The organism is Actinacidiphila acididurans, assembly GCF_016918855.1.
GTDB lineage: Bacteria > Actinomycetota > Actinomycetes > Streptomycetales > Streptomycetaceae > Actinacidiphila > Actinacidiphila acididurans.
Map to the genome: position 1 here is coordinate 61815 of NZ_JADKYB010000022.1, position 18139 is coordinate 79953.

The 18139-nt window shown below is 72.0% G+C and carries 14 protein-coding genes; 8 read left to right on the forward strand and 6 right to left on the reverse strand.

Annotated features, from left to right (window positions below):
• Nucleotides 1–129: 129 nt before the first annotated feature.
• Nucleotides 130–1578, forward strand: a complete 1449-nt coding sequence (locus tag ITX44_RS31825) for a glycoside hydrolase family 10 protein (RefSeq protein ID WP_205361848.1) — start codon at nt 130–132, stop codon at nt 1576–1578.
• 163 nt (nt 1579–1741) lie between these two features.
• On the opposite strand, the gene ITX44_RS31830 is transcribed toward ITX44_RS31825, so the two are convergent.
• Nucleotides 1742–2473: a cupin domain-containing protein gene (locus ITX44_RS31830; RefSeq protein ID WP_205361668.1), complete on the reverse strand. Its 732-nt coding sequence runs from the start codon at nt 2471–2473 to the stop codon at nt 1742–1744.
• A 283-nt stretch (nt 2474–2756) separates the two neighbouring features.
• Between ITX44_RS31830 and ITX44_RS31835 the strand changes: the two genes are divergently transcribed.
• From ITX44_RS31835 to ITX44_RS31860, 6 genes are all read left to right on the forward strand, one after another.
• The gene (locus tag ITX44_RS31835; protein WP_205361670.1) at nt 2757–3974 is read left to right on the forward strand and encodes a Gfo/Idh/MocA family protein; all 1218 of its coding nucleotides are present in this window, start codon (nt 2757–2759) and stop codon (nt 3972–3974) included.
• Nucleotides 3971–4954 carry a DUF6807 domain-containing protein gene (locus ITX44_RS31840; RefSeq protein ID WP_205361672.1) on the forward strand — a complete coding sequence of 328 codons (984 nt, stop codon included), beginning with the start codon at nt 3971–3973 and terminating at the stop codon, nt 4952–4954. Before ITX44_RS31835 ends, ITX44_RS31840 begins: the two co-directional genes overlap by 4 nt.
• Nucleotides 4951–5892: an ABC transporter permease gene (locus ITX44_RS31845; RefSeq protein WP_205361674.1), complete on the forward strand. Its 942-nt coding sequence runs from the start codon at nt 4951–4953 to the stop codon at nt 5890–5892. Before ITX44_RS31840 ends, ITX44_RS31845 begins: the two co-directional genes overlap by 4 nt.
• On the forward strand, nt 5889–6860 hold the full coding sequence (locus tag ITX44_RS31850) for a carbohydrate ABC transporter permease (protein WP_205361676.1): 972 nt from the start codon (nt 5889–5891) through the stop codon (nt 6858–6860). The genes ITX44_RS31845 and ITX44_RS31850 overlap by 4 nt, the downstream gene beginning before the upstream one ends.
• A 77-nt stretch (nt 6861–6937) precedes the next feature.
• Nucleotides 6938–8593, forward strand: a complete 1656-nt coding sequence (locus ITX44_RS31855) for a type 2 periplasmic-binding domain-containing protein (RefSeq protein ID WP_205361678.1) — start codon at nt 6938–6940, stop codon at nt 8591–8593.
• A gap of 155 nt (nt 8594–8748) precedes the next feature.
• Complete coding sequence (locus tag ITX44_RS31860; protein ID WP_236062093.1) at nt 8749–9741, forward strand: LacI family DNA-binding transcriptional regulator; 993 nt, start codon at nt 8749–8751, stop codon at nt 9739–9741.
• A gap of 117 nt (nt 9742–9858) precedes the next feature.
• Here ITX44_RS31860 and ITX44_RS31865 read toward each other — a convergent pair whose 3' ends face one another.
• Nucleotides 9859–10881, reverse strand: coding sequence for an alcohol dehydrogenase catalytic domain-containing protein (locus tag ITX44_RS31865; RefSeq protein ID WP_205361680.1), 1023 nt, complete (start codon nt 10879–10881; stop codon nt 9859–9861).
• A 315-nt stretch (nt 10882–11196) separates the two neighbouring features.
• On the opposite strand from ITX44_RS31865, the gene ITX44_RS31870 reads away from it, so the two are divergent.
• The gene (locus ITX44_RS31870; RefSeq protein WP_205361682.1) at nt 11197–13500 is read left to right on the forward strand and encodes a discoidin domain-containing protein; all 2304 of its coding nucleotides are present in this window, start codon (nt 11197–11199) and stop codon (nt 13498–13500) included.
• A gap of 52 nt (nt 13501–13552) precedes the next feature.
• On the opposite strand, the gene ITX44_RS31875 is transcribed toward ITX44_RS31870, so the two are convergent.
• The 4 genes from ITX44_RS31875 to ITX44_RS31890 form a co-directional block, all read right to left on the reverse strand.
• Nucleotides 13553–14656: a cation diffusion facilitator family transporter gene (locus ITX44_RS31875; protein ID WP_205361684.1), complete on the reverse strand. Its 1104-nt coding sequence runs from the start codon at nt 14654–14656 to the stop codon at nt 13553–13555.
• A 731-nt stretch (nt 14657–15387) separates the two neighbouring features.
• Nucleotides 15388–16311: a bile acid:sodium symporter family protein gene (locus tag ITX44_RS31880; RefSeq protein ID WP_205361685.1), complete on the reverse strand. Its 924-nt coding sequence runs from the start codon at nt 16309–16311 to the stop codon at nt 15388–15390.
• Nucleotides 16312–16807: 496 nt separating this feature from the next.
• Entirely contained in the window at nt 16808–17191 is a 384-nt protein-coding gene (locus ITX44_RS31885; RefSeq protein ID WP_205361686.1) for a hypothetical protein, read from the reverse strand.
• A 16-nt stretch (nt 17192–17207) separates the two neighbouring features.
• Entirely contained in the window at nt 17208–18101 is an 894-nt protein-coding gene (locus tag ITX44_RS31890) for an isocitrate lyase/PEP mutase family protein (protein ID WP_205361687.1), read from the reverse strand.
• Nucleotides 18102–18139: the final 38 nt, after the last annotated feature.

Genomic DNA, 18139 nt, shown 5'->3' on the forward strand with positions numbered 1-18139 from the left:
GAAGATGAGGTTGGAGAAGTGATCAGAACATCCCCCCGTGACCGGAGCGCGGCCTCGCGCGGCCGGCGGACCGGTGTGCGTGTGGCGGTGGCCGCGGCAGTGGCCGGCGCGACGGCGGTGGCCGGGCTGATGGCCACGGCCGGTACCGCGCACGCGGCGAGCACACTGGGCGCCGCGGCCGCCGGCAGCGGCCGTTACTTCGGTGCCGCGCTGTCCACCGCCCACCTGGGCGAGGCGCAGTACGCCGCCACCGCTGACGCCGAGTTCAACCAGACCACCCCCGAGAACGAGATGAAGTGGGACACCACCGAGCCGTCCCGCGGCAGCTTCAACTTCGGTCCGGGTGACCAGATCGTCAGCCACGCCCAGGCCCACAACATGATCGTGCGCGGTCACACCCTGGTCTGGTACCAGCAACTGCCGAGCTGGGTCAGCTCCATCTCGGACGCCACGACCCTGAAGAGCGTGATGGACAACCACATCACCTCCGAGATGACCCACTACAAGGGCAAGATCTACGCCTGGGACGTGGTCAACGAGGCGTTCGCGGACGGGTCCTCGCAGCACCGCAGCTCGGTGTTCCAGAACGTGCTGGGCAACGGCTTCATCGAGGAGGCGTTCCGCACCGCGCGGACCGCCGACCCGGCGGCCAAGCTCTGCTACAACGACTACAACATCGAGAACTGGTCCGACGCCAAGACGCAGGGCGTCTACAACATGGTCAAGGACTTCAAGTCCCGCGGCGTGCCGATCGACTGCGTCGGATTCCAGAGCCACTTCAGCAGCAGCGGGCCGCCGTCCAGCTTCCAGACCACGCTGTCGAACTTCGCGGCGCTCGGCGTGGACGTGCAGATCACCGAGCTCGACATCCAGCAGGCCCCGGCGCAGGCGTACGCCAACACCGTCCAGGCCTGCCTGAACGTCGCGCGCTGCACCGGCATCACCGTCTGGGGCGTCACCGACAAGTACTCCTGGCGGTCCGGTGACACCCCGCTGCTGTTCGACGGCAACTACAGCAAGAAGGCCGCGTACACGTCCGTGCTGAACGCCCTCAACGCGGCGGGTGGCACGACGGGTGGCACGTCGTCGGGTACTTCTTCGGGCACGTCGTCGGGTACGTCCACCGGTACGTCGTCGGGTACGTCGTCGGGTACGTCGTCCGGGACGTCTTCGGGTACCTCGACCGGTACGTCCACGGGTACGTCGACGGGCACTTCGACTGGTACGTCGTCGGGTTCGTCTGCGGGTTCGACGACGGGTGGTACGGGTGGTGCGGGTTGCACTGCGTCGTATGCGGTGGTCAGTGCGTGGACCGGTGGGTATCAGGCGACGGTGACGGTGAAGAACACCGGTTCGGCGGCCACGTCTTCGTGGACGGCGGGTTGGACGCAGCCGTCGGGTGCGTCGATCACGAGTTTGTGGAACGCGATCCTGGGTGGTTCGGGTGCGAACCTGACCGCGGCCAATGAGCCGTACAACGGGTCGCTGGCCGCTGGTGCGAGCACCACGTTCGGGTACACCGCGAACAGCAGCAGCGCGCCCCCGGCCACCCTCGCCATGACCTGCCAAGCCTCCTGACCGACAGGACGGCCGCCCAGTAGATCGGGCGGACCGGCACGAAGCCCGGCCGGTGCGATGCGCCGGCCGGGCGGTCCAGCGGCGGCGCGGGGATCGCTCCCCGCGCCGCCCCGGTCGCCCGTGGCCGTACACCGCACCCAACGCGCCCCACGCGCACGGCGGTTCAGACCTCGGACGCGTCCTGGCGGTGGTACGCGGTCAGGTGGCCGCACATGCCCAGGCCCTCCCGCGGGGGCGCGGGCAGCCGGGTCACGGAGGCGTCGCGCAGGTGGGCGGGGTCGCCGAGGCGCAGGGCCGCGATCTGGCGGCCGGTGCGTTCGGCGGCGGCCAGGGCCCGCTCGCGCCAGGCCTTCTCCCACTCCGGGAGGCGGTCGGCGACCAGGGCGACGGCGGCGCGGTAGAAGTCGTCCAGCGCGTCGGTGCGGCCGGCCTCGGCGGCGGCCACCAGGTCGCGGTAGCCGCGGATGGCCAGGTCACGGCGTTCGCGGGCGCGCCGGGTGCGCTCCTCGACCGGGCCGGTGCCGAGGTCGGCGGCGGCGCGGTAGGCGGCGGGGTCTGCCAGGTGCTCCGGCGGGAAGGTCATCACGGCGTCGCCGGCCTCGGGCAGCCCGTCGTTCTGCATGAGGATCATGACGTCGAGGCGGTCGACGTCGACCGCGCGGTGGATGGTGCCCGGGGTGAACCACACCGCGTCGCCCGGGGCGAGCGGGGTGCGGCGCGGCCCGTCGGCGGTCAGCGTGTGCAGTTCGCCGGTGCCGGACCGTACGACGTAGCACTCGGTGCAGGTCAGATGCGTGTGCGGGGTGCCGCCGTGCAGGCCGTCCTCGGTGGGCCAGGGGTAGACGCGCAGCCGGGACAGGCCCACGGCCCCCGGCAGCAGCGGAACGTCGGTCATGGGTTCCCTTTCGCCGTCGCCTCGCGCTCGGCCTCCGGAAGGTCAGGTCCCGGAAGGTTAGGTCGGTGCCGACGCACCGTCAAGGGATCGAGTGGCCATCCTGTGCGGAAATCTTTCGGAAATCTCAATCTGCGGTGTGAGCTGGCCAATTGCCCGGCGGGTGGCAGAGATTCTGCGCGCACTGTTGACGCAGGAAGGCAGTGGACCTAGCTTCCTGGTCACGAAATTGCCGTACTGATTCCGATACTTTCGAAGCCCGGTCCGGGGCGAGAAGGAGGCCGGAGTGCCCGGCACGACCCACCGCATCGCCGTCGTCGGCACCGGCGGCATCGCGGCCGTCCACGCCGCGAACCTCGCGCAACTCGGCGACCGGGCCCGCCTGGTGGCCGCCGCCGACGTCGATGCCGAACGGCTGGCCGCCTTCTGCGCCGACTGGCAGGTGCCGGCCGGCTACGGCGACCTGGACACGCTGCTCGCCGAGGCCCGCCCCGACCTGGTGCATCTGTGTACGCCGCCCGGCCTGCACAAGGAGCAGGCGGTGGCCTGCCTGACCGCGGGCGTGCCGGTGCTGTGCGAGAAGCCCCCGGCGCTCGGCCTCGCCGAGCTGGACGAGATCGAGGCCGCGGCGGCGGCCGGGGGCGCCGCGTTCGCCACCGTCTTCCAGCACCGCTTCGGCTCCGGCGCCGCCCGGCTGCGCGCCGCCATGGCCTCCGGCGCCCTCGGCCGTCCGCTGGTCGCCGTGTGCAACACCCTGTGGTACCGGCCGGACGACTACTTCGCCGTGCCCTGGCGCGGGAGCTGGGCGGCCGAGGGCGGCGGGCCCACGATGGGCCACGGCATCCACCAGTTCGACCTGCTGCTGTCGGTCCTCGGCGACTGGCAGGAGGTCCGCGCGGTCGCCGCCCGGCTGGCCCGTCCGACCGCCACCGAGGACGTCTCGGCGGCGGTGGTCACCTTCCCCGGCGGCGCCGTGGCCACCGTCGTGAACTCCCTGCTCTCGCCCCGGGAGACCAGCTACCTGCGGTTCGACTTCGAGTACGCCACCGTCGAGGTGACACACCTGTACGGATACGGCGACGACGACTGGCGGGTGCACCCCGCGCCCGGGCACGAGGCGGCGGTGACCGCGGCCTGGGCGGCCGGGCCCAGCGGCCGCCCCTCCGGCCACGCCGCCCAGTTCGCCGCCGTCCTCGACGCGCTGGACGCCGGTGAAGCGCCCCCGGCCTCCCCCGAACAGGCCCGCGCCACGCTGGAGTTCGCCGCAGCCACCTACGCGTCGGCCTTCGGGGGCCGCCCGGTCCGCCGCGGCGCCATCGGCCCCGGCAGCCCCTTCCACGCCCGCATGCAGGGCCCCGGCACCCCGTGGCCGGCCGACCCCGCCGCAGCCTCCGCCGCCGGTCCCGCCGTGGACGAAACCGATGCCGTACCCGCCGGCTCCGGCGTACCGGATGCCGTGCCGACCGCCCCCACCGCCCGCCGACCCCAGGAGACGACGCCGTGACCGCCCAGCCCACGCCGCAGCCCCCCGGCGCCGAACCCGCGCCGACCGGGCTCACCGTCGCCCACGACATCGGCAGCGCGCTGCGGATCGGGTGGGCGGGCCGCCCGCTGACCCGTTACGTGTACCGGCCCTGGGACGCGCAACTGGAGTCGCCCCGGCCGTACTTCCACCCGCTGCACACGCTCGGCGGCGACCCGGTGAGCATCTACCGGCCGCACGACCACATCTGGCACAAGGGCCTTGCGCTGTCGCTGCCGAACGTGGAGACCGAGAACTTCTGGGGCGGCGTCACCTACCGGCGCGGCACCGGATACGGCCAGTTCGACAACAACGGCTCGATGGACCACGAGGCGTTCCCCGAACTGACCGCCGAACCGGACCTGGTGCGGGTCGCCGAGCGGCTGCGCTGGCACACGCAGGACGGCGAGCCGTGGTTCACCGAGGCCCGCCGGTTCGCGGTGCGGGTGCTGCCCGGCGAGGACGCCTGGACGCTGGTGTTCGAGACCGCGCTGACCAATGTGCGCGGCCGGGACACCGTGATCGGCAGTCCCACCACCGAGGGCCGCGACAACGCCGGTTACGGCGGCCTGTTCTGGCGCGGCCCGCGGTCCTTCACCGGCGGCGAGGTGCACGTGCCCGGCCGGACCGGCGGCGATGAGCTGATGGGCCTGCGCGCGGCCTGGCTGGGCTTCACCGGCCGGCACGACGAGCACGGCCGCGCCTCCACCCTGGTGTTCGTGGACGACGCAGGCAACGAGCCCTGCGGCGAGCCGGTCAAGTGGTTCGTGCGCTCGACCCCCTTCGCCTGCGTGTGTCCCGCGCCCTTCTTCGACGCCGAGGTCACCGTCGCCGACGGCGCGACGCTGACCCGCCGCTACGCGGTGGTGATCGCCGACGGCGACCGGGGCCTCACGGGCGCCGAGAAGCTGGCCGCGGCGGGCGGGGCGTCCCTCGCCGCGGCCGCCGCCCCGGTGTCGTGACCGCCGCCGCGCCCCCGCCCGCGCGCCGCCGGAGCCTGTGGCAGCGCGTGCGGCGGGACCGGGTGCTGCTGCTGGCCGCGCTGCCCGGCGTCGTGCTGCTGCTGGTCTTCCAGTACCTGCCGTGGCTGGGCAACGTCATCGCCTTCAAGGACTACCAGCCGTTCCTCGGCATCAACGGCAGCCCGTGGGTGGGCCTGCGCAACTTCCGGGTGATCTTCGACGGCGACCCCGCCTTCGTCAACGCCCTGAAGAACACCCTGGAGATCACCCTGCTCCAGGTGCTGGTGGTCTTCCCGGTGCCGATCGCGCTCGCGCTGCTGCTGGACAGCCTGGTCTCCGAACGCCTCAAGCGGACCGTGCAGAGCATCCTGTACCTGCCGCACTTCCTGTCCTGGGTGATCGTGGTCGCGGTCTTCCAGCAGATGCTCGGCGACGCCGGCCTGCTCAACACCTTCCTGCGCACCCACGACCTGGCCACCGTCCACGTGGTCGGCAACGCCTCGGTCTTCAAGGAACTGCTCACCGCGCAGGTGCTGTGGAAGGACGCCGGCTGGTCGATGATCCTGTTCGTGGCCGCGCTGTCCCGGATCGAACCGGGGCTGTACGAGGCCGCGGCCGTGGACGGCGCCGGCCCGTGGCGGCGGATCTGGCACGTCTCGCTGCCGGGCCTGCGCGGCATCATCGTGCTGCTGCTGATCCTGCGGCTCGGCGAGTCGCTGACGGTCGGCTTCGAGCAGATCGTGCTCCAGCAGGGCGGGGTCGGCATCGACTCCAGCGAGGTGTTGGACACGTACGTCTTCAACAACGGCATCCAGCAGGGCGACTGGGGCACCTCCGCGGCCGTCGGCCTGGTCAAGGGGCTGGTCGGGCTGCTGCTGGTGCTCGGCGCCAACAAGGCCGCCCACCGGCTCGGCGAGCAGGGGATCTACCAGCGATGAGCGCCGCCGCGAACCGTCCCGCCGTCAAGGGCCCGTCCGCCGGCCGTCGTGCCACGGGCCGCCGTACGACCGACCGCCGCGCCGGCCGCTCACCCGCCTTCGGCCGCCCGTCGTCACTCGGCCGGCTGGCCAAGGCCGTGGTCCTCACCCTGTGCTGCGCCGTCGTGGTGGTGCCCTTCGCCGGCATCCTGGCCACCAGCCTGGCCGACCGCGCCGAGATCACCCGGGCCGGCGGCTTCGTCCTGGTCCCGCACGGCGTGCACCTGGCCGCGTACCGGGCGGTGCTGTCCGGCGGGGTGGTCACCCGCGCCCTGGTGATCAGCCTGCTGGTGACCGCGGTCGGCACCGCGCTCTCGCTGGCCGCGACCGCGCTGCTGGCGTACGGGCTCAGCCGCACCGACTCGGTCGGCCACCGGCCGCTGCTGATGGTCGTGCTGTTCGCGGTCCTGTTCGGGCCCGGCATCATCCCCAGCTACCTGGTGGTCAAGCAGTTCGGCCTGCTGGACAGCTACTGGTCGCTGATCCTGCCGGTGATGGTCAACGCCTTCAACGTGGTGGTCGTCCGCGCCTTCTTCATGGAACTGCCCGCCGAACTCCTCGACGCCGCCCGTATCGACGGCGCCGGCGACTGGACCGTGCTGTGGCGGGTGGTGCTGCCGCTCAGCCGCGCGGTGCTCGCGGTGATCGGCCTGTTCTACGCGGTCGGCTACTGGAACTCCTTCTTCAACGCGCTGCTGTACCTCAACGACACCTCCAAGTGGCCGCTGCAACTGGTGCTGCGCACCTACGTGGTCAACAACACCTCGCTGGGCGTGGACCAGGTGGGTGCGAGCGGATCGTCGCTGCCGCCGCAGACCGCGATCCAGATGGCGATCCTGGTGATCTCCCTGGTGCCCGTCCTGGTGGTCTACCCCTTCGTCCAGCGCCACTTCGGCAAGGGCGTCCTCACCGGCGCCGTCAAGGGCTGAGCCGCCCCCGTACCACCGCCGTTTCCCACAACGCTCCCCGTACTCCTGTGTCCCCCCACGTCACCCCAGGAGAGACCATGACCCACCGCCCCACGGGCGCGGCCCCCCTCGGCCGCAGAGCCTTCCTGCGCACCGCCGCCGCGGCCGGAATCGGCGTGAGCGGCGCCGGCGGCCTGCTGAGCGCCTGCACCTCCTCCGACTCGGGCTCCGCCGACAACGCCGTGCGGAACACCGCGGTGAAGCTGCCCGCCTACGTGCCCTGGCGCGGGGTCGCCCCCGACTACCCCGGCACCGCTCAGGGCCTGCTCAACGGCTTCGCCCGCTACCCCGCGAACCCGGCCCGTACGATCGCCGCGCCGCCCGCGCACGGCGGGAGCATCTCGGCCTTCGTGGAGACCGGTTCGCCCATCCCGCCGGGAATGAAGAGCAACCCGTACTGGCAGGTGCTCAACCAGCGGGTCGGCGCCAAGCTGGACCTCACGATCGTGCCGGCCGCCGACCTGAGCACGAAGTTCGCCACCTTGATGGCCGGCGGCGACCTGCCCGACTTCATGGTGCCGCCGCTGCCGCCGCTGGCCGGGGTGCGCGGGCTGCCGCAGTTCCTGGCCGCCAAGTGCCAGGACCTCACGCCGTTCCTGTCCGGCGACGCGGTCAAGGAGTACCCGTACCTGGCCAACATCACTACGGACGCCTGGCGCGCCTGCGTGTTCGACGGCGGCATCTACGGCCTGCCGGTCTCCCGCGGCGTGGCCGGCAGCCTGATGTTCTACCGCGCCGACCTGTTCGAACAGTTCGGCGTGAACCCGGCGCCCACGAGCTACGCGGAGTTCCGCACCCTGTGCAAGGACGTCACCGACGCCAAGAAGAGCCGGTGGGCGCTGGTCACCCCGGGCTCGGCGATGGCGTTCGTGGCGCAGATGCTGGGCGTGCCCAACGGCTGGAAGGCCGAGGGCGGCAAGCTCACCAACGCGTTCGAGGACGAGCGGTACAAGCAGACGCTGTCCGAGGTACGGCAGATGGTCAAGGCCGGGGTGATCCACCCCGACGGCTTCGACCCGGCCGCCCCCTGGAAACAGTGGTTCAACGCGGGAAACGGCCTGATGGGCGAGGACCGTTACACCGCCTGGCCGCAGTACTACGCGGACAACGTGGTGGGGCCGTCCTTCCGGGTCGGCGGAATGCGCCCGCCGGTGTTCGACGGCGGCGGATTCGCCGGCACCTGGCAGTCCCCGCCGGTGAACAACTTCACCCCGTTGAAGAAAGCGAGCACATCGCGGATCAAGGAACTCCTGGCGGTCGCCAACTGGCTGGCAGCGCCCTTCGGCACCGAGGAATACCTGTTCCGTAAATTCGGCGTGCTCGGCGTCGACTACACCATGGACAACAACAATCCCACGCCCACGCAGGCCGGCCTCACCCAGACCGTGCTGGGCGTGCGCTACATCGTCGACGCGCCCGACACCATCTTCGTCCCCGGCGACCCCGAGGCCACCAAGGCCTGCTGGGACTACCAGAAATCCATCATCCCCACGTCCGTGAAGGACCCCACCGTGGCGCTGTTCTCCGAGACGTACTCCCGCACCGGGGCGGTACTGGCCCAGCACGTCGCCGATGCCGCCAACGACATTCTCACCGGCCGGAAATCCCTTTCCTCGTGGGACTCCGCGGTGGCCCAGTGGCGTTCGGCCGGCGGAGATCGTATACGGGCCGAATTCGAGCGGCAGCTTCACTGAGCGGCCGGCCGGCGGGGGTGGGGTAGCATGGCGCCGTGACCGTGCCCGAACCGCGCAAGCGGCAATCCAGGAGCGCACGGGGCGAATCGGCGGGAAAGAACGGGACGTCCGGGGCGGCGGCAAACGGGCCGACCCCGGGAAACGGCACGGCGACCCTGGCGGAAATCGCCCGCCAGGCCGGGGTTTCCGCGCCGACGGTTTCCAAAGTCCTCAACGGGCGCGCGCATGTCGCGCCGGCCACCCGCGACCGGGTCGAGGAACTGCTGCGGGACCACGGTTACCGCCGCAGGCGCGGCCCGGCCCGCCGCCGCCCCTCCGGTCTGCTCGAACTCGTCTTCCACGAACTCATCAGCCTGTGGGCGACCGAGATCATCCGGGGCGCGGAGAACGTGGCCCGGCAGGAGGGGCTGACCCTGGTCCTGTCGGAGTCGGCGGGCCGCCGGGAGATGGGGCTGTCCTGGGTCGACGGGGTGCTCACCCGCGACCCGGCCGGGGTCATCCTCATCATGTCCGACCTGACGGCCGAGCAGAGCGCGCTGCTGGTCAGCCGGGACGTGCCGTTCGTGGTGATGGATCCGGCCGGCAACCCGGCCGACGACGTGCCGTCCATCGGCACCACCAACTGGCAGGGCGGCTACACCGCGACCCGGCACCTGCTCGACCTCGGCCACCGCAGGATCGGCGTGATCTGCGGCCCGGAGGGCGTGCTGTGCAGCCGGGCCCGGATCGACGGCTACCGCGCCGCGCTGGAGACCGGCGGCGTGACCTGCGACGACACCCTGGTCCGGCACGGCACCTTCCAGCACGGCGCCGGCTACGCGATCGGCAAGGAACTGCTGTCCCTGCCCGACCCGCCCACCGCGCTGTTCGCCGGCAACGACGTGCAGGCGATGGGCGTCTACCAGGCCGCCAAGGAACTCGGCCGCCGCATCCCCGAGGACCTGAGCGTCGTCGGCTTCGACGACCTCCCGATCTCCGCCTGGATGGGCCCACCCCTGACCACCGTCCGCCAGCCCCTGACCGACATGGCCGAAGCGGCGGCCCGCCTCGTCCTCGACCTCGGCCGCGGCCACGAACCGGCCATGCGCCGCGTGGAACTCGCCACCAGCCTGGTCGTCCGCGACAGCACGGCGCCGCCGGCGCGGTGAGCCGGGCGTGCCCGCACTCATCCGTTGTGGCGGGACACGCACTCCTCGACCGTGCGGGAGATCGGCGCCGGGCTCTTCGGCCCGTCCGGCGCACTTCCGGTTCGGCTCCCGAAGCGCTCAGGCCGTGGTGAGGACCATGCGGAAGTGGGCCCGGCCGTCCATCATGCGGTCGTAGGCGTCGCCGGCGCGGTCGAGCGGCATGGTTTCGATGACCGGGCGGATGCCGTGGAGGGCGCTGAAGGCCATCGTGTCCTCGACGTCCTGGGACGTGCCCGAGGGGTGGCCGCGTACGACCCGGGCGGGCGGGATCAGCTGGGCCGGGGAGATGCCCAGCGGCTCGAAGTCGACGCCGATGACGATCAGTTCGCCGCGGGCGGACAGCCCGTCCACGGTCTGGCCGATGGCCTCGGAGTTGGCGGCCGTGGCCAGGACCGCCTTCGCGCCGCCGAGTGAGCGCAGGGCCTCGCCGACCGGGGTGGCGGTGCTGTCCACGTAGTGGTGCGCGCCCAGCCGCTTGGCGAAGTCGGCCTTCTCGGCGCCGCGCGCGACGGACACCGTCTCGAAGCCCATCGCCGCCGCGTACTGCACTCCCAGGTGGCCGAGGCCGCCCAGGCCCAGCACGGCGACCAGGTCACCACTGCGCGCGGGGCTGCGGCGCAGCCCGTTGAAGCAGGTCACCCCGGCGCAGCCGAGCGGTCCGGCGTCGGGGGCGGACAGCGCGTCCGGCATCCGGGCGAGCGCGTCGACCGGGACCGTCACGGACTCGGCGAACCCGCCCTCGTACGCCCAGCCGGGCACCTTGAGGTCGACGCAGGTGATGAAGTCGCCCTGCCGGCACGGCGTGCAGTGGTGGCAGCTTCCGCCGAACCAGCCGACCACCACCCGGTCGCCGACCTGCCAGCCCAGTTCGGCGGTGCCGGCGCCGAGTTCCGCGATCCGCCCGCCGATCTCGTGCCCGGCCACCACCGGGAAGCGGACCCCGGGCACGCCGCCCTCGACGAAGGCGGCGTCGCTGCGGCACACCCCGCAGGCGTCCACCGCGATCCGTACCCAGCCGGTCTCCGGCCGTCGCTGCTCCCGCTCGGCGATCTCGAACGCCCCGCCGGGGCTGGTGACGTGGGCTACGCGGTACGTGTTCATCGGAATCTCCCACACCGGTTCCGGTTGAAGACGTCCCCGAAACCATCAGAGCACATCGCCTGCCGCATCGCGCGCCGACCGCCTGCCTCCGGCCGCCGTGGCCCTCCCTGGTCGGCGGCCGGTCGCCGCATTCGGCGCGGAAGCCGAACCGACGCGATTGTGTTCGTTTCTTGCAAGTTTCGATCGACATATTGTGAGCGCTTGTTACGCCTGCTTCACTTGGGGCGTCGCGCGCTGTGCGTGTCGGTTGCATGACATGCCGGGGTGCGGCGTCCCCCACACCTTTTTCACACCTTTTTCCAGGAAGGTCGTACGATGTCGTACCGCCGTTCCCCACTCCTGGCAGGCGCGGTGGCCCTGAGCACCGCCGCGCTGGGCCTGCTGCTCGCCTCCACCTCCCATACGGCCGCCGCCGCGCCGGCGCCGGCTTCGCTGACCCCGTTCGCGGCGGGCGCCGCCAACGCCTCCGGCGCCAGCATCCCGGGCATGACCGAGTACGAGGCCGAGGGCCCGCAGGCCGCCACCAACGGCAGCCGGATCGGCCCGGACTACACCCAGGCCGACCTGGCCACCGAGGCGTCCGGCCGGCAGGCGGTGCAGCTCACCGGCCAGGGCCAGTACGTGCGCTTCACCCTCACCACCCCCGCCAACGCCCTCGACCTGCACTACGCGGTGCCGCAGGGCGCCTCCGGCACGCTGTCGGTGTACGTCAACGGCAGCAAGCTGAGCAGCGAACTCCAGCTCACCTCGCAGTACAGCTACATCACCACCGGGCAGGTCCCCGGCGCCAAGGTGCACAAGTTCTACGACGACGCGCGCATGCTGCTGCCGAACACCGTCGCGGCCGGCTCCACGGTCGCCTTCCAGGTGGACGCCGGCGACAACGCCCGCCCGTACACCATCGACGTCGCCGACTTCTACCAGGTGAGCGCACCCGCCACCCAGCCGTCCGGCTCGGTCTCGGTGGTCTCCCAGGGCGCCGACCCCACCGGCGCGGGCGATTCCACCAACGCCTTCCGGAACGCGATCAACACCGCCGCGAACGCAGGCGTGCCGGTGTGGATCCCGCAGGGCACGTACCTGATCAGCTCCTCGCTCCAGGTCGACAAGGCCACGATCGTGGGCGCCGGCGCCTGGTACACCCAGATCAGGACCAACAAGTTCATCGACAACGGCGGGGTCGTGCCCGGCCCGGTCAACCTGAGCGGCTTCGCCATCCTGGGCAACACCGTCGGCCGCCACGACGACAGCTCCGCCAACGCCATCAACGGCTCGCTGGGCACCGGCTCGACCGTGGACGGGCTGTGGATCCAGGACACCAACGTCGGCTTCTGGCTGCGGTTCGGCAACACCAACCTCACGGTCAAGAACAGCGTGGTGCTCTCCACCGACGCCGACGGCCTGAACTTCAACGGCAACGGCAGCAACAGCACGGTCACCAACAACTTCCTGCGCAACACCGGTGACGACGCGCTGGCCCTGTGGTCCTACCCGGCCGCCGACACCGGGATCACGCTCAGCAACAACACGATCGTGCAGCCGACCCTGGCCAACGGCGTCGCGGTCTACGGCGGCTCCAACAACACCGTGCGCGACAACGTGATCGCCGACACCAACGCCCTCGGCAGCGGCATCGCGATCTCCAACCAGGCGTTCCTCCAGCCCTTCACCCCGCTGTCGGGCACCGTCACCGTCTCCGGCAACACCCTGATCCGTACCGGCGCGATCAACCCCAACTGGGGTCACGCCATGGGCGCGATGCGCTTCGACGCGTACGACTCCGCGTTCCAGAACGTGACGGTCAACGTCAGCGGCAACAGCGTCAACAGCAGCCCGTACGAGGCGTTCGAAATCGTCGCGGGCGGCGGCCAGGGCTACACCGTCTCCGGGCTGAACTTCACCAACAACACCGTGAACTGGACCGGCACCACGGTCTTCCAGGCCGAGACCCCCGGTTCCGCCTCGGTCAGTGGCCTGACCGCGTCGAACGTCGGCGTCGGCGGCGCGTACAACTACGGCTACCCGAACAACCAGGCCGGCACCTTCGGCTTCAACCTGGGCAGCGGCAACAGCGGCTGGAGCACCACCCCGGTGCTGACCAGCTTCCCGAACCCGGTCGGCCTGCCGCCCACCGGCTCCGGCGGCGGCCCGACCACCCCGCCGCCCACCACGCCGCCCCCGACCACGCCCCCGGCGGGCACCAACCTGGCGCTGCACAAGGCGGTCTCCGACACCGGCCACACCCAGACGTACGTGGCCTCGAACGCGGTGGACGGCGACGCGAACAGCTACTGGGAGAGCACCGACAACGCCTTCCCGCAGTCCCTCACCGTGGACCTCGGCTCCGCCCAGCAGGTGGGCCGCCTGGTGCTGAAGCTGCCGCCGGCCACGGCGTGGGGCGCGCGCACCCAGACCCTGTCGGTGCTGGGCAGCACGGACGGCTCCTCGTACACCACCCTGGCCGGCTCGGCGGGCTACCGCTTCGACCCGGCCTCGGGCAACGCCGCGACGATCACCCTGTCGTCCCACCCCTCCGTCCGCTACCTGCGGCTGACCTTCACCGGCAACACCGGGTGGCCGGCCGGGCAGCTCTCGGAGTTCGAGGCGTACAGCTCCTGAGTCCTACGTAGTCGCGTAGGTAGTCGCGTACGTGCTCGCGCCGGCCGGGTCCCTAGTGCTCGTGGGGGCCCGGCCGGTGCACGGGTCCGTGGGCGTCCTCGCAGTGGTCGCCCTCCGGGGCGGGGGCACTGTCGGAGCCGGATGTCTGCGGGGCCGCGTCCGGCGGGGCGGTGATCTGCAGCAGGCCGTCGCCGGTGTCCTCGGCGAGGTGGTCGACCTGCAAGGTGGCGTGCGTGATGCCGTACCGGTCGCGCAGCACCTGCTGGAGGTCGCGGCGCACCTGGTGGCAGTCGCCGCCGGGGACCACCAGGACGTGCGCGGACAGCGCGGGCTGGCCGGAGGTGATCTGCCACAGGTGCAGGTCGTGCACCTCCGCCACATGACCGGCGGCGGCCAGCCGGTCGCCGACCGCGTCCGGGCTCAGCCCGGCGGGCGCGGCCTCCATGAAGATCCGGCCCGAGTCGCGCACCAGGCCCGCCCCGGCCCGCACCATCAGCGCCACCACCAGCAGCGACGCGATGGCGTCGGCGCGGGAGAAGCCCGTGGTCAGCACGATGAGGCCGGCGATCGCGGTGGCGACGAAGCCGAACAGGTCGGTGAGGATGTGCCGGTAGGCGCCCTCGACGTTCAGGCTGGTGCGGTTGGCCTTGGAGATGGACCAGGTCGCGGCGAGGTTGACGGCCACACCGACCAGCGCCGTGGCCAGCACCAGGCCGCCGGTCACTTCGGGCGGGCTGATCAGCCGGCGCACCGCCTCGGCCGTCAGCCACGCCGACAGCACCAGCAGGGTGATCCCGTTGGCCTGCGCGGACAGGATCTCGGCGCGTTTGAGCCCGTACGTGTAGTCCCCGCGCGCGGGGCGTGCGGCCAGCCGCATCGCCACCAGCGCCAGCGCGATCGCCGCCGCGTCGGTGAGCATGTGCGCCGCGTCCGAGATCAGCGCCAGCGAGGACGCCACGAAGCCGATTCCGACCTCGGCCGCCATGAACGCCACGATCAGCCCGAGCGCGATCGTCAGCCAGCGCCGATCCGTCTCGGCGGACACGGTCGCATGCGAGTGCCCGTGGCTCCCGTGCGCTGCGGCACCCTCTTGCCCGAGGTGCCCGCCACCTTGTCCAGGGCCATGAACGTGGCCGTGCGCGTGGTGGTCGGACATGGCTTCCCCGAATGCGGTCGCAGAGGCAGAGGTGGTCTGCCCGCCAGTCAACCGCGCTCACCCTGATTCGCCAAAGCTTGCAATGGGGACGGTTTCCGGTTTCACCCTCCGGTGGGGTTCGCCCGGCGGCGGACCGGTTCGCCGGGGGCGCCCCGGGGGCCCCTTGGCCACGCAACGGTTCGCCGGGAGTACCCGGGGGGCGCGGCTGCGCCGCGGGGCTCGCCGGAAGTACCCCTGGGGCGAGGGTGCCGCCCGCGTCCGGCGGCACGCCCGGAATACCAAGGGGCGCGGGGAACTGCGCGACAAGCCCACCACCGTGGCGCGGGTCGCCACCGGCCCAAAGGGGCAGTTGCTGTCGCGTCCGGACCACCGGCCGGTGGCTGGGGGTACCCCCAGGCGAAGCGCTGGGGGAGCTCGTGCCCACGCGGCGCCAGCCGCATAGCAAACACAGCCCCGCGCCCCTGCGGGGCGCTCCCGGCGAACCCGAACCCTTGCAGGGGGCCGGTTCGCCGGGAAAACCAAGGGGCGCGAGGAACTGCGCGACCAGCCCGATTCCGGGCTGCGGGTCGCCACCGACCCACAGGGGCAGTTGCTGTCGCATCCGGACCACCGGCCGTCAGTGGTTGCTCGCGCCCACGCGGCGCCAGCCGCATAGCAAACACAGCCCCGCGCCCCTGCGGGGCGCTCCCGGCGAACCGCACTGCACATGGTGCCCGCCCCCCGGAGGGGGCTCAGCTCGAAGGCCGACGCGCCCAGCGTCCAGCGATGACCGAGCACACCCCGAGCTGCATTTGATGAAAAAGCATGAGCGGCAAGATGGCCGGCCCGGCCTGTGGGCCGAAGAGGGCCGCGGCCATCGGCAGCCCGGTGGCCAGACTCTTCTTGGAGCCGCAGAAGACGATGGCGATCCGATCCTCCTCCCCGAAGCCCAGCCGCCGGGCGGCGAAAGACGTGCTGGTCAGCGCCGCGGTCAGGATGAGCGCCTCGACCAGGAGGAGGGCGGCCAGGCGGCCCGGGGTGACCTGGCCCCAGACGCCCTCGACCATGCCCTGGCTGAACGCTGTGTAGACGACGAGCAGGATGGACAGCCGGTCCACCCGGCCGAGCGTGCGCTTGTGGCGGCCGATGAAGGGCGCCGTCCAGCGCCGCAGGAACTGTCCGGCGAGGAAGGGGGCCAGCAGCTGGACCGAGATCGTGAGCAGCCCGTCGGCCGAGAAACGGGCGGTGGAGCCGATCAGCCAGGCCGCGAGCAGCGGGGTGAGCAGCATCCCGAGCAGGCTCGAGTACGTGCCCGCGCAGATCGCCGCCGCGACGTTGCCGCGCGCGGTGGAGGTGAAGGCGATCGAGGACTGCACGGTGGAGGGGATCACGCACAGGAACAGCAGCCCGGCGTAGAGCTGCGGGGTCAGCAGGTACGGCGCGAGGACGCCGGCCGCCAGCCCGAGCAGCGGGAACAGCACGAAGGTGCCGGTCACCACGACCAGGTGCAGCCGCCACTGCCGCAGTCCGTCCAGTGCCTCTCGGGCCGACAGCCGGGAACCGTAGAGGAAGAACAGCAGCCCGATGGCCACGTCCGCGGTGCGCCCGACCGCCACCGCGCCGCCGCCCCGCGCGGGCAGCACCGCGGCGAGCGTGACCGTACCGAGCAGGGCCATGAGGTAAGGGTCGAGCCCTCTGGGACGCCACGGCCTGCGGCCCGCGGGGGCCCGGGAGACCTCGGCCGTACCGCCCGTGCCGTCCGTGGCGTAGGGGCCGAGTCCTCTGGACGGCCTGGGATGCCATGGCCTGCGGCCCGCGGGGGCCCGGGAGACGTCGGCCGTACCGCCTGTGCCGTCCGTGGCGTAGGGGCCGAGTCCTCTGGACCGGCGGGAATGCCATGGCCTGCGGCCCGCCGGCGACCGGGACGCCCCGTCCGTAGCGGCCCCACCGGCCGCGGCGGCCGGGGCCGCTCCGGAGGCCGCGGCTTCGTCCACCGGTTCCCCGGTGCCTGCGGGCGCCGCAGGCGCACCCTCCTCCGCCGGGGTCGGCGGGCTCACCGCGCTCCCGGGGCCCCCTTCCCGCTGCGGCGGAGCCGCCCTCGCGGGCGGCTCCGGGATGTGCGGCTGCGGGACGTGCGGCAAGGGATTCTCCGCCCGGAAGGCGACGCGCATGTCAGTCGTCTCCTTCCGGTTCCTGGGCCGGGCCGGGGCCGGTGAAGGATTCCCGGCTGTCGATGTCGCCGCCGCCTCCGTCGTGGTCGCTGCCGGCGGTTCCCTTGCTGTCGAGGAGGGTGTTGAGGGTGCGGTCGACCTCCAGCCAGGAATCGGCGTTGGAGTTGTCGATGACGACCAGGCCGTTGTTGTCGCCGTGTGCGGGCGGGCGGTCGTCGTCGTCCTGGTCCGCGCAGCCGCACGGCGCGGTCGCCGCACGTGCGGACTGGAGCGGGCCCCCGCCGACGAGGGCGCCCGCGGCCAGCACCGCGAGCAGGCCCGCGCGGCGGGGGAGGGGGCCGCGGCCGGGTCCGTCCTGCCGTCTGTGCTTGCCGGTGGCGCCCATGGCGGGGGCCCGCGGCTCAGACGGCGGCCGGCTGGCGCACCGGGCTCGCGCCCTGGCGCACCACGGCCGGGTTGTGGTGCCGGCTGATGTTGCGCTCCAGCAACTGGGTGGAGCCGGCGACCCCGACCGCCCCGGTGAGCTGGGTGTCCGGCAGCCGGCCGTCGGTCGCCTTGAGGTTCACCATCGCGTCCTCGATCGCGGTGTGCGCCGCGAACAGGCACGGGGTGCTGTAAATGGCGACGTCCACGCCGAGGTCGGTCAGCTCCGGCAGTGAGAGCCGCGGCGATTTCCCGCCCGCGATCTGGTTGAACAGCAGCGGCTTGTCGCCGATGACGGTACGGATCCGGCGGATCCATTCCACGTTGCGCACCCCGTCGACCAGGACGACGTCCGCGTCGGTCTCGGCCAGCGCCGCCGCCCGCCGCAGGATCTCGCTCTCCTCCGTGGCGTCGGTGCGGGCCACGACCACCAGGTCCTGGCGGCTGGCCAGCACCATGTTCAGCTTGTCGAGGTATTCCTCCAGCGGAAGGATCAGTTTTCCGTCCGCGTGCCCGCACCGCCGCGGCCGCTTCTGGTCCTCCAGAATTACTCCGGAGGCACCGCCGCGTTCCAGTCGCTGCACCACGTGACAGGCGACTTCGGGGTCGACATAACCGTCGTCGATGTCCACGAGCAGGTGATGCGACGGAAAGGCCAGACGCAGCCGCTCGGCGAATGCGACCATGTCCGGCCAGGCGATGTATCCGATGTCCGGCAGTCCGTAATACGAGGCCGCGAAACCGAATCCGGAGACGAAGAATCCATTGAAGTGCTGCGCCGCGATAGACGCGGAATACATGTCGTAGATGCCGATGAGCGGGGTGGTCGCGGTGGACGCCAGCTCATTCCGCAGTGCGTTTCCGTACTGCACGAAATCTCCCTGGTGTGGGCATGCAAAGCGCATGGGCT

Bases quoted from the DNA above. Each gene is read 5' to 3' on its own strand.
- ITX44_RS31825 (WP_205361848.1), top strand. From the start codon at position 130: ATGGCCACGGCCGGTACCGCGCACGCGGCGAGCACACTGGGCGCCGCG.
- ITX44_RS31830 (WP_205361668.1), bottom strand. From the start codon at position 2,473: ATGACCGACGTTCCGCTGCTGCCGGGGGCCGTGGGCCTGTCCCGGCTG.
- ITX44_RS31850 (WP_205361676.1), top strand. From the start codon at position 5,889: ATGAGCGCCGCCGCGAACCGTCCCGCCGTCAAGGGCCCGTCCGCCGGC.
- ITX44_RS31855 (WP_205361678.1), top strand. From the start codon at position 6,938: ATGACCCACCGCCCCACGGGCGCGGCCCCCCTCGGCCGCAGAGCCTTC.
- ITX44_RS31865 (WP_205361680.1), bottom strand. From the start codon at position 10,881: ATGAACACGTACCGCGTAGCCCACGTCACCAGCCCCGGCGGGGCGTTC.
- ITX44_RS31870 (WP_205361682.1), top strand. From the start codon at position 11,197: ATGTCGTACCGCCGTTCCCCACTCCTGGCAGGCGCGGTGGCCCTGAGC.
- ITX44_RS31875 (WP_205361684.1), bottom strand. From the start codon at position 14,656: ATGTCCGACCACCACGCGCACGGCCACGTTCATGGCCCTGGACAAGGT.
- ITX44_RS31880 (WP_205361685.1), bottom strand. From the start codon at position 16,311: ATGGCCCTGCTCGGTACGGTCACGCTCGCCGCGGTGCTGCCCGCGCGG.
- ITX44_RS31885 (WP_205361686.1), bottom strand. From the start codon at position 17,191: ATGGGCGCCACCGGCAAGCACAGACGGCAGGACGGACCCGGCCGCGGC.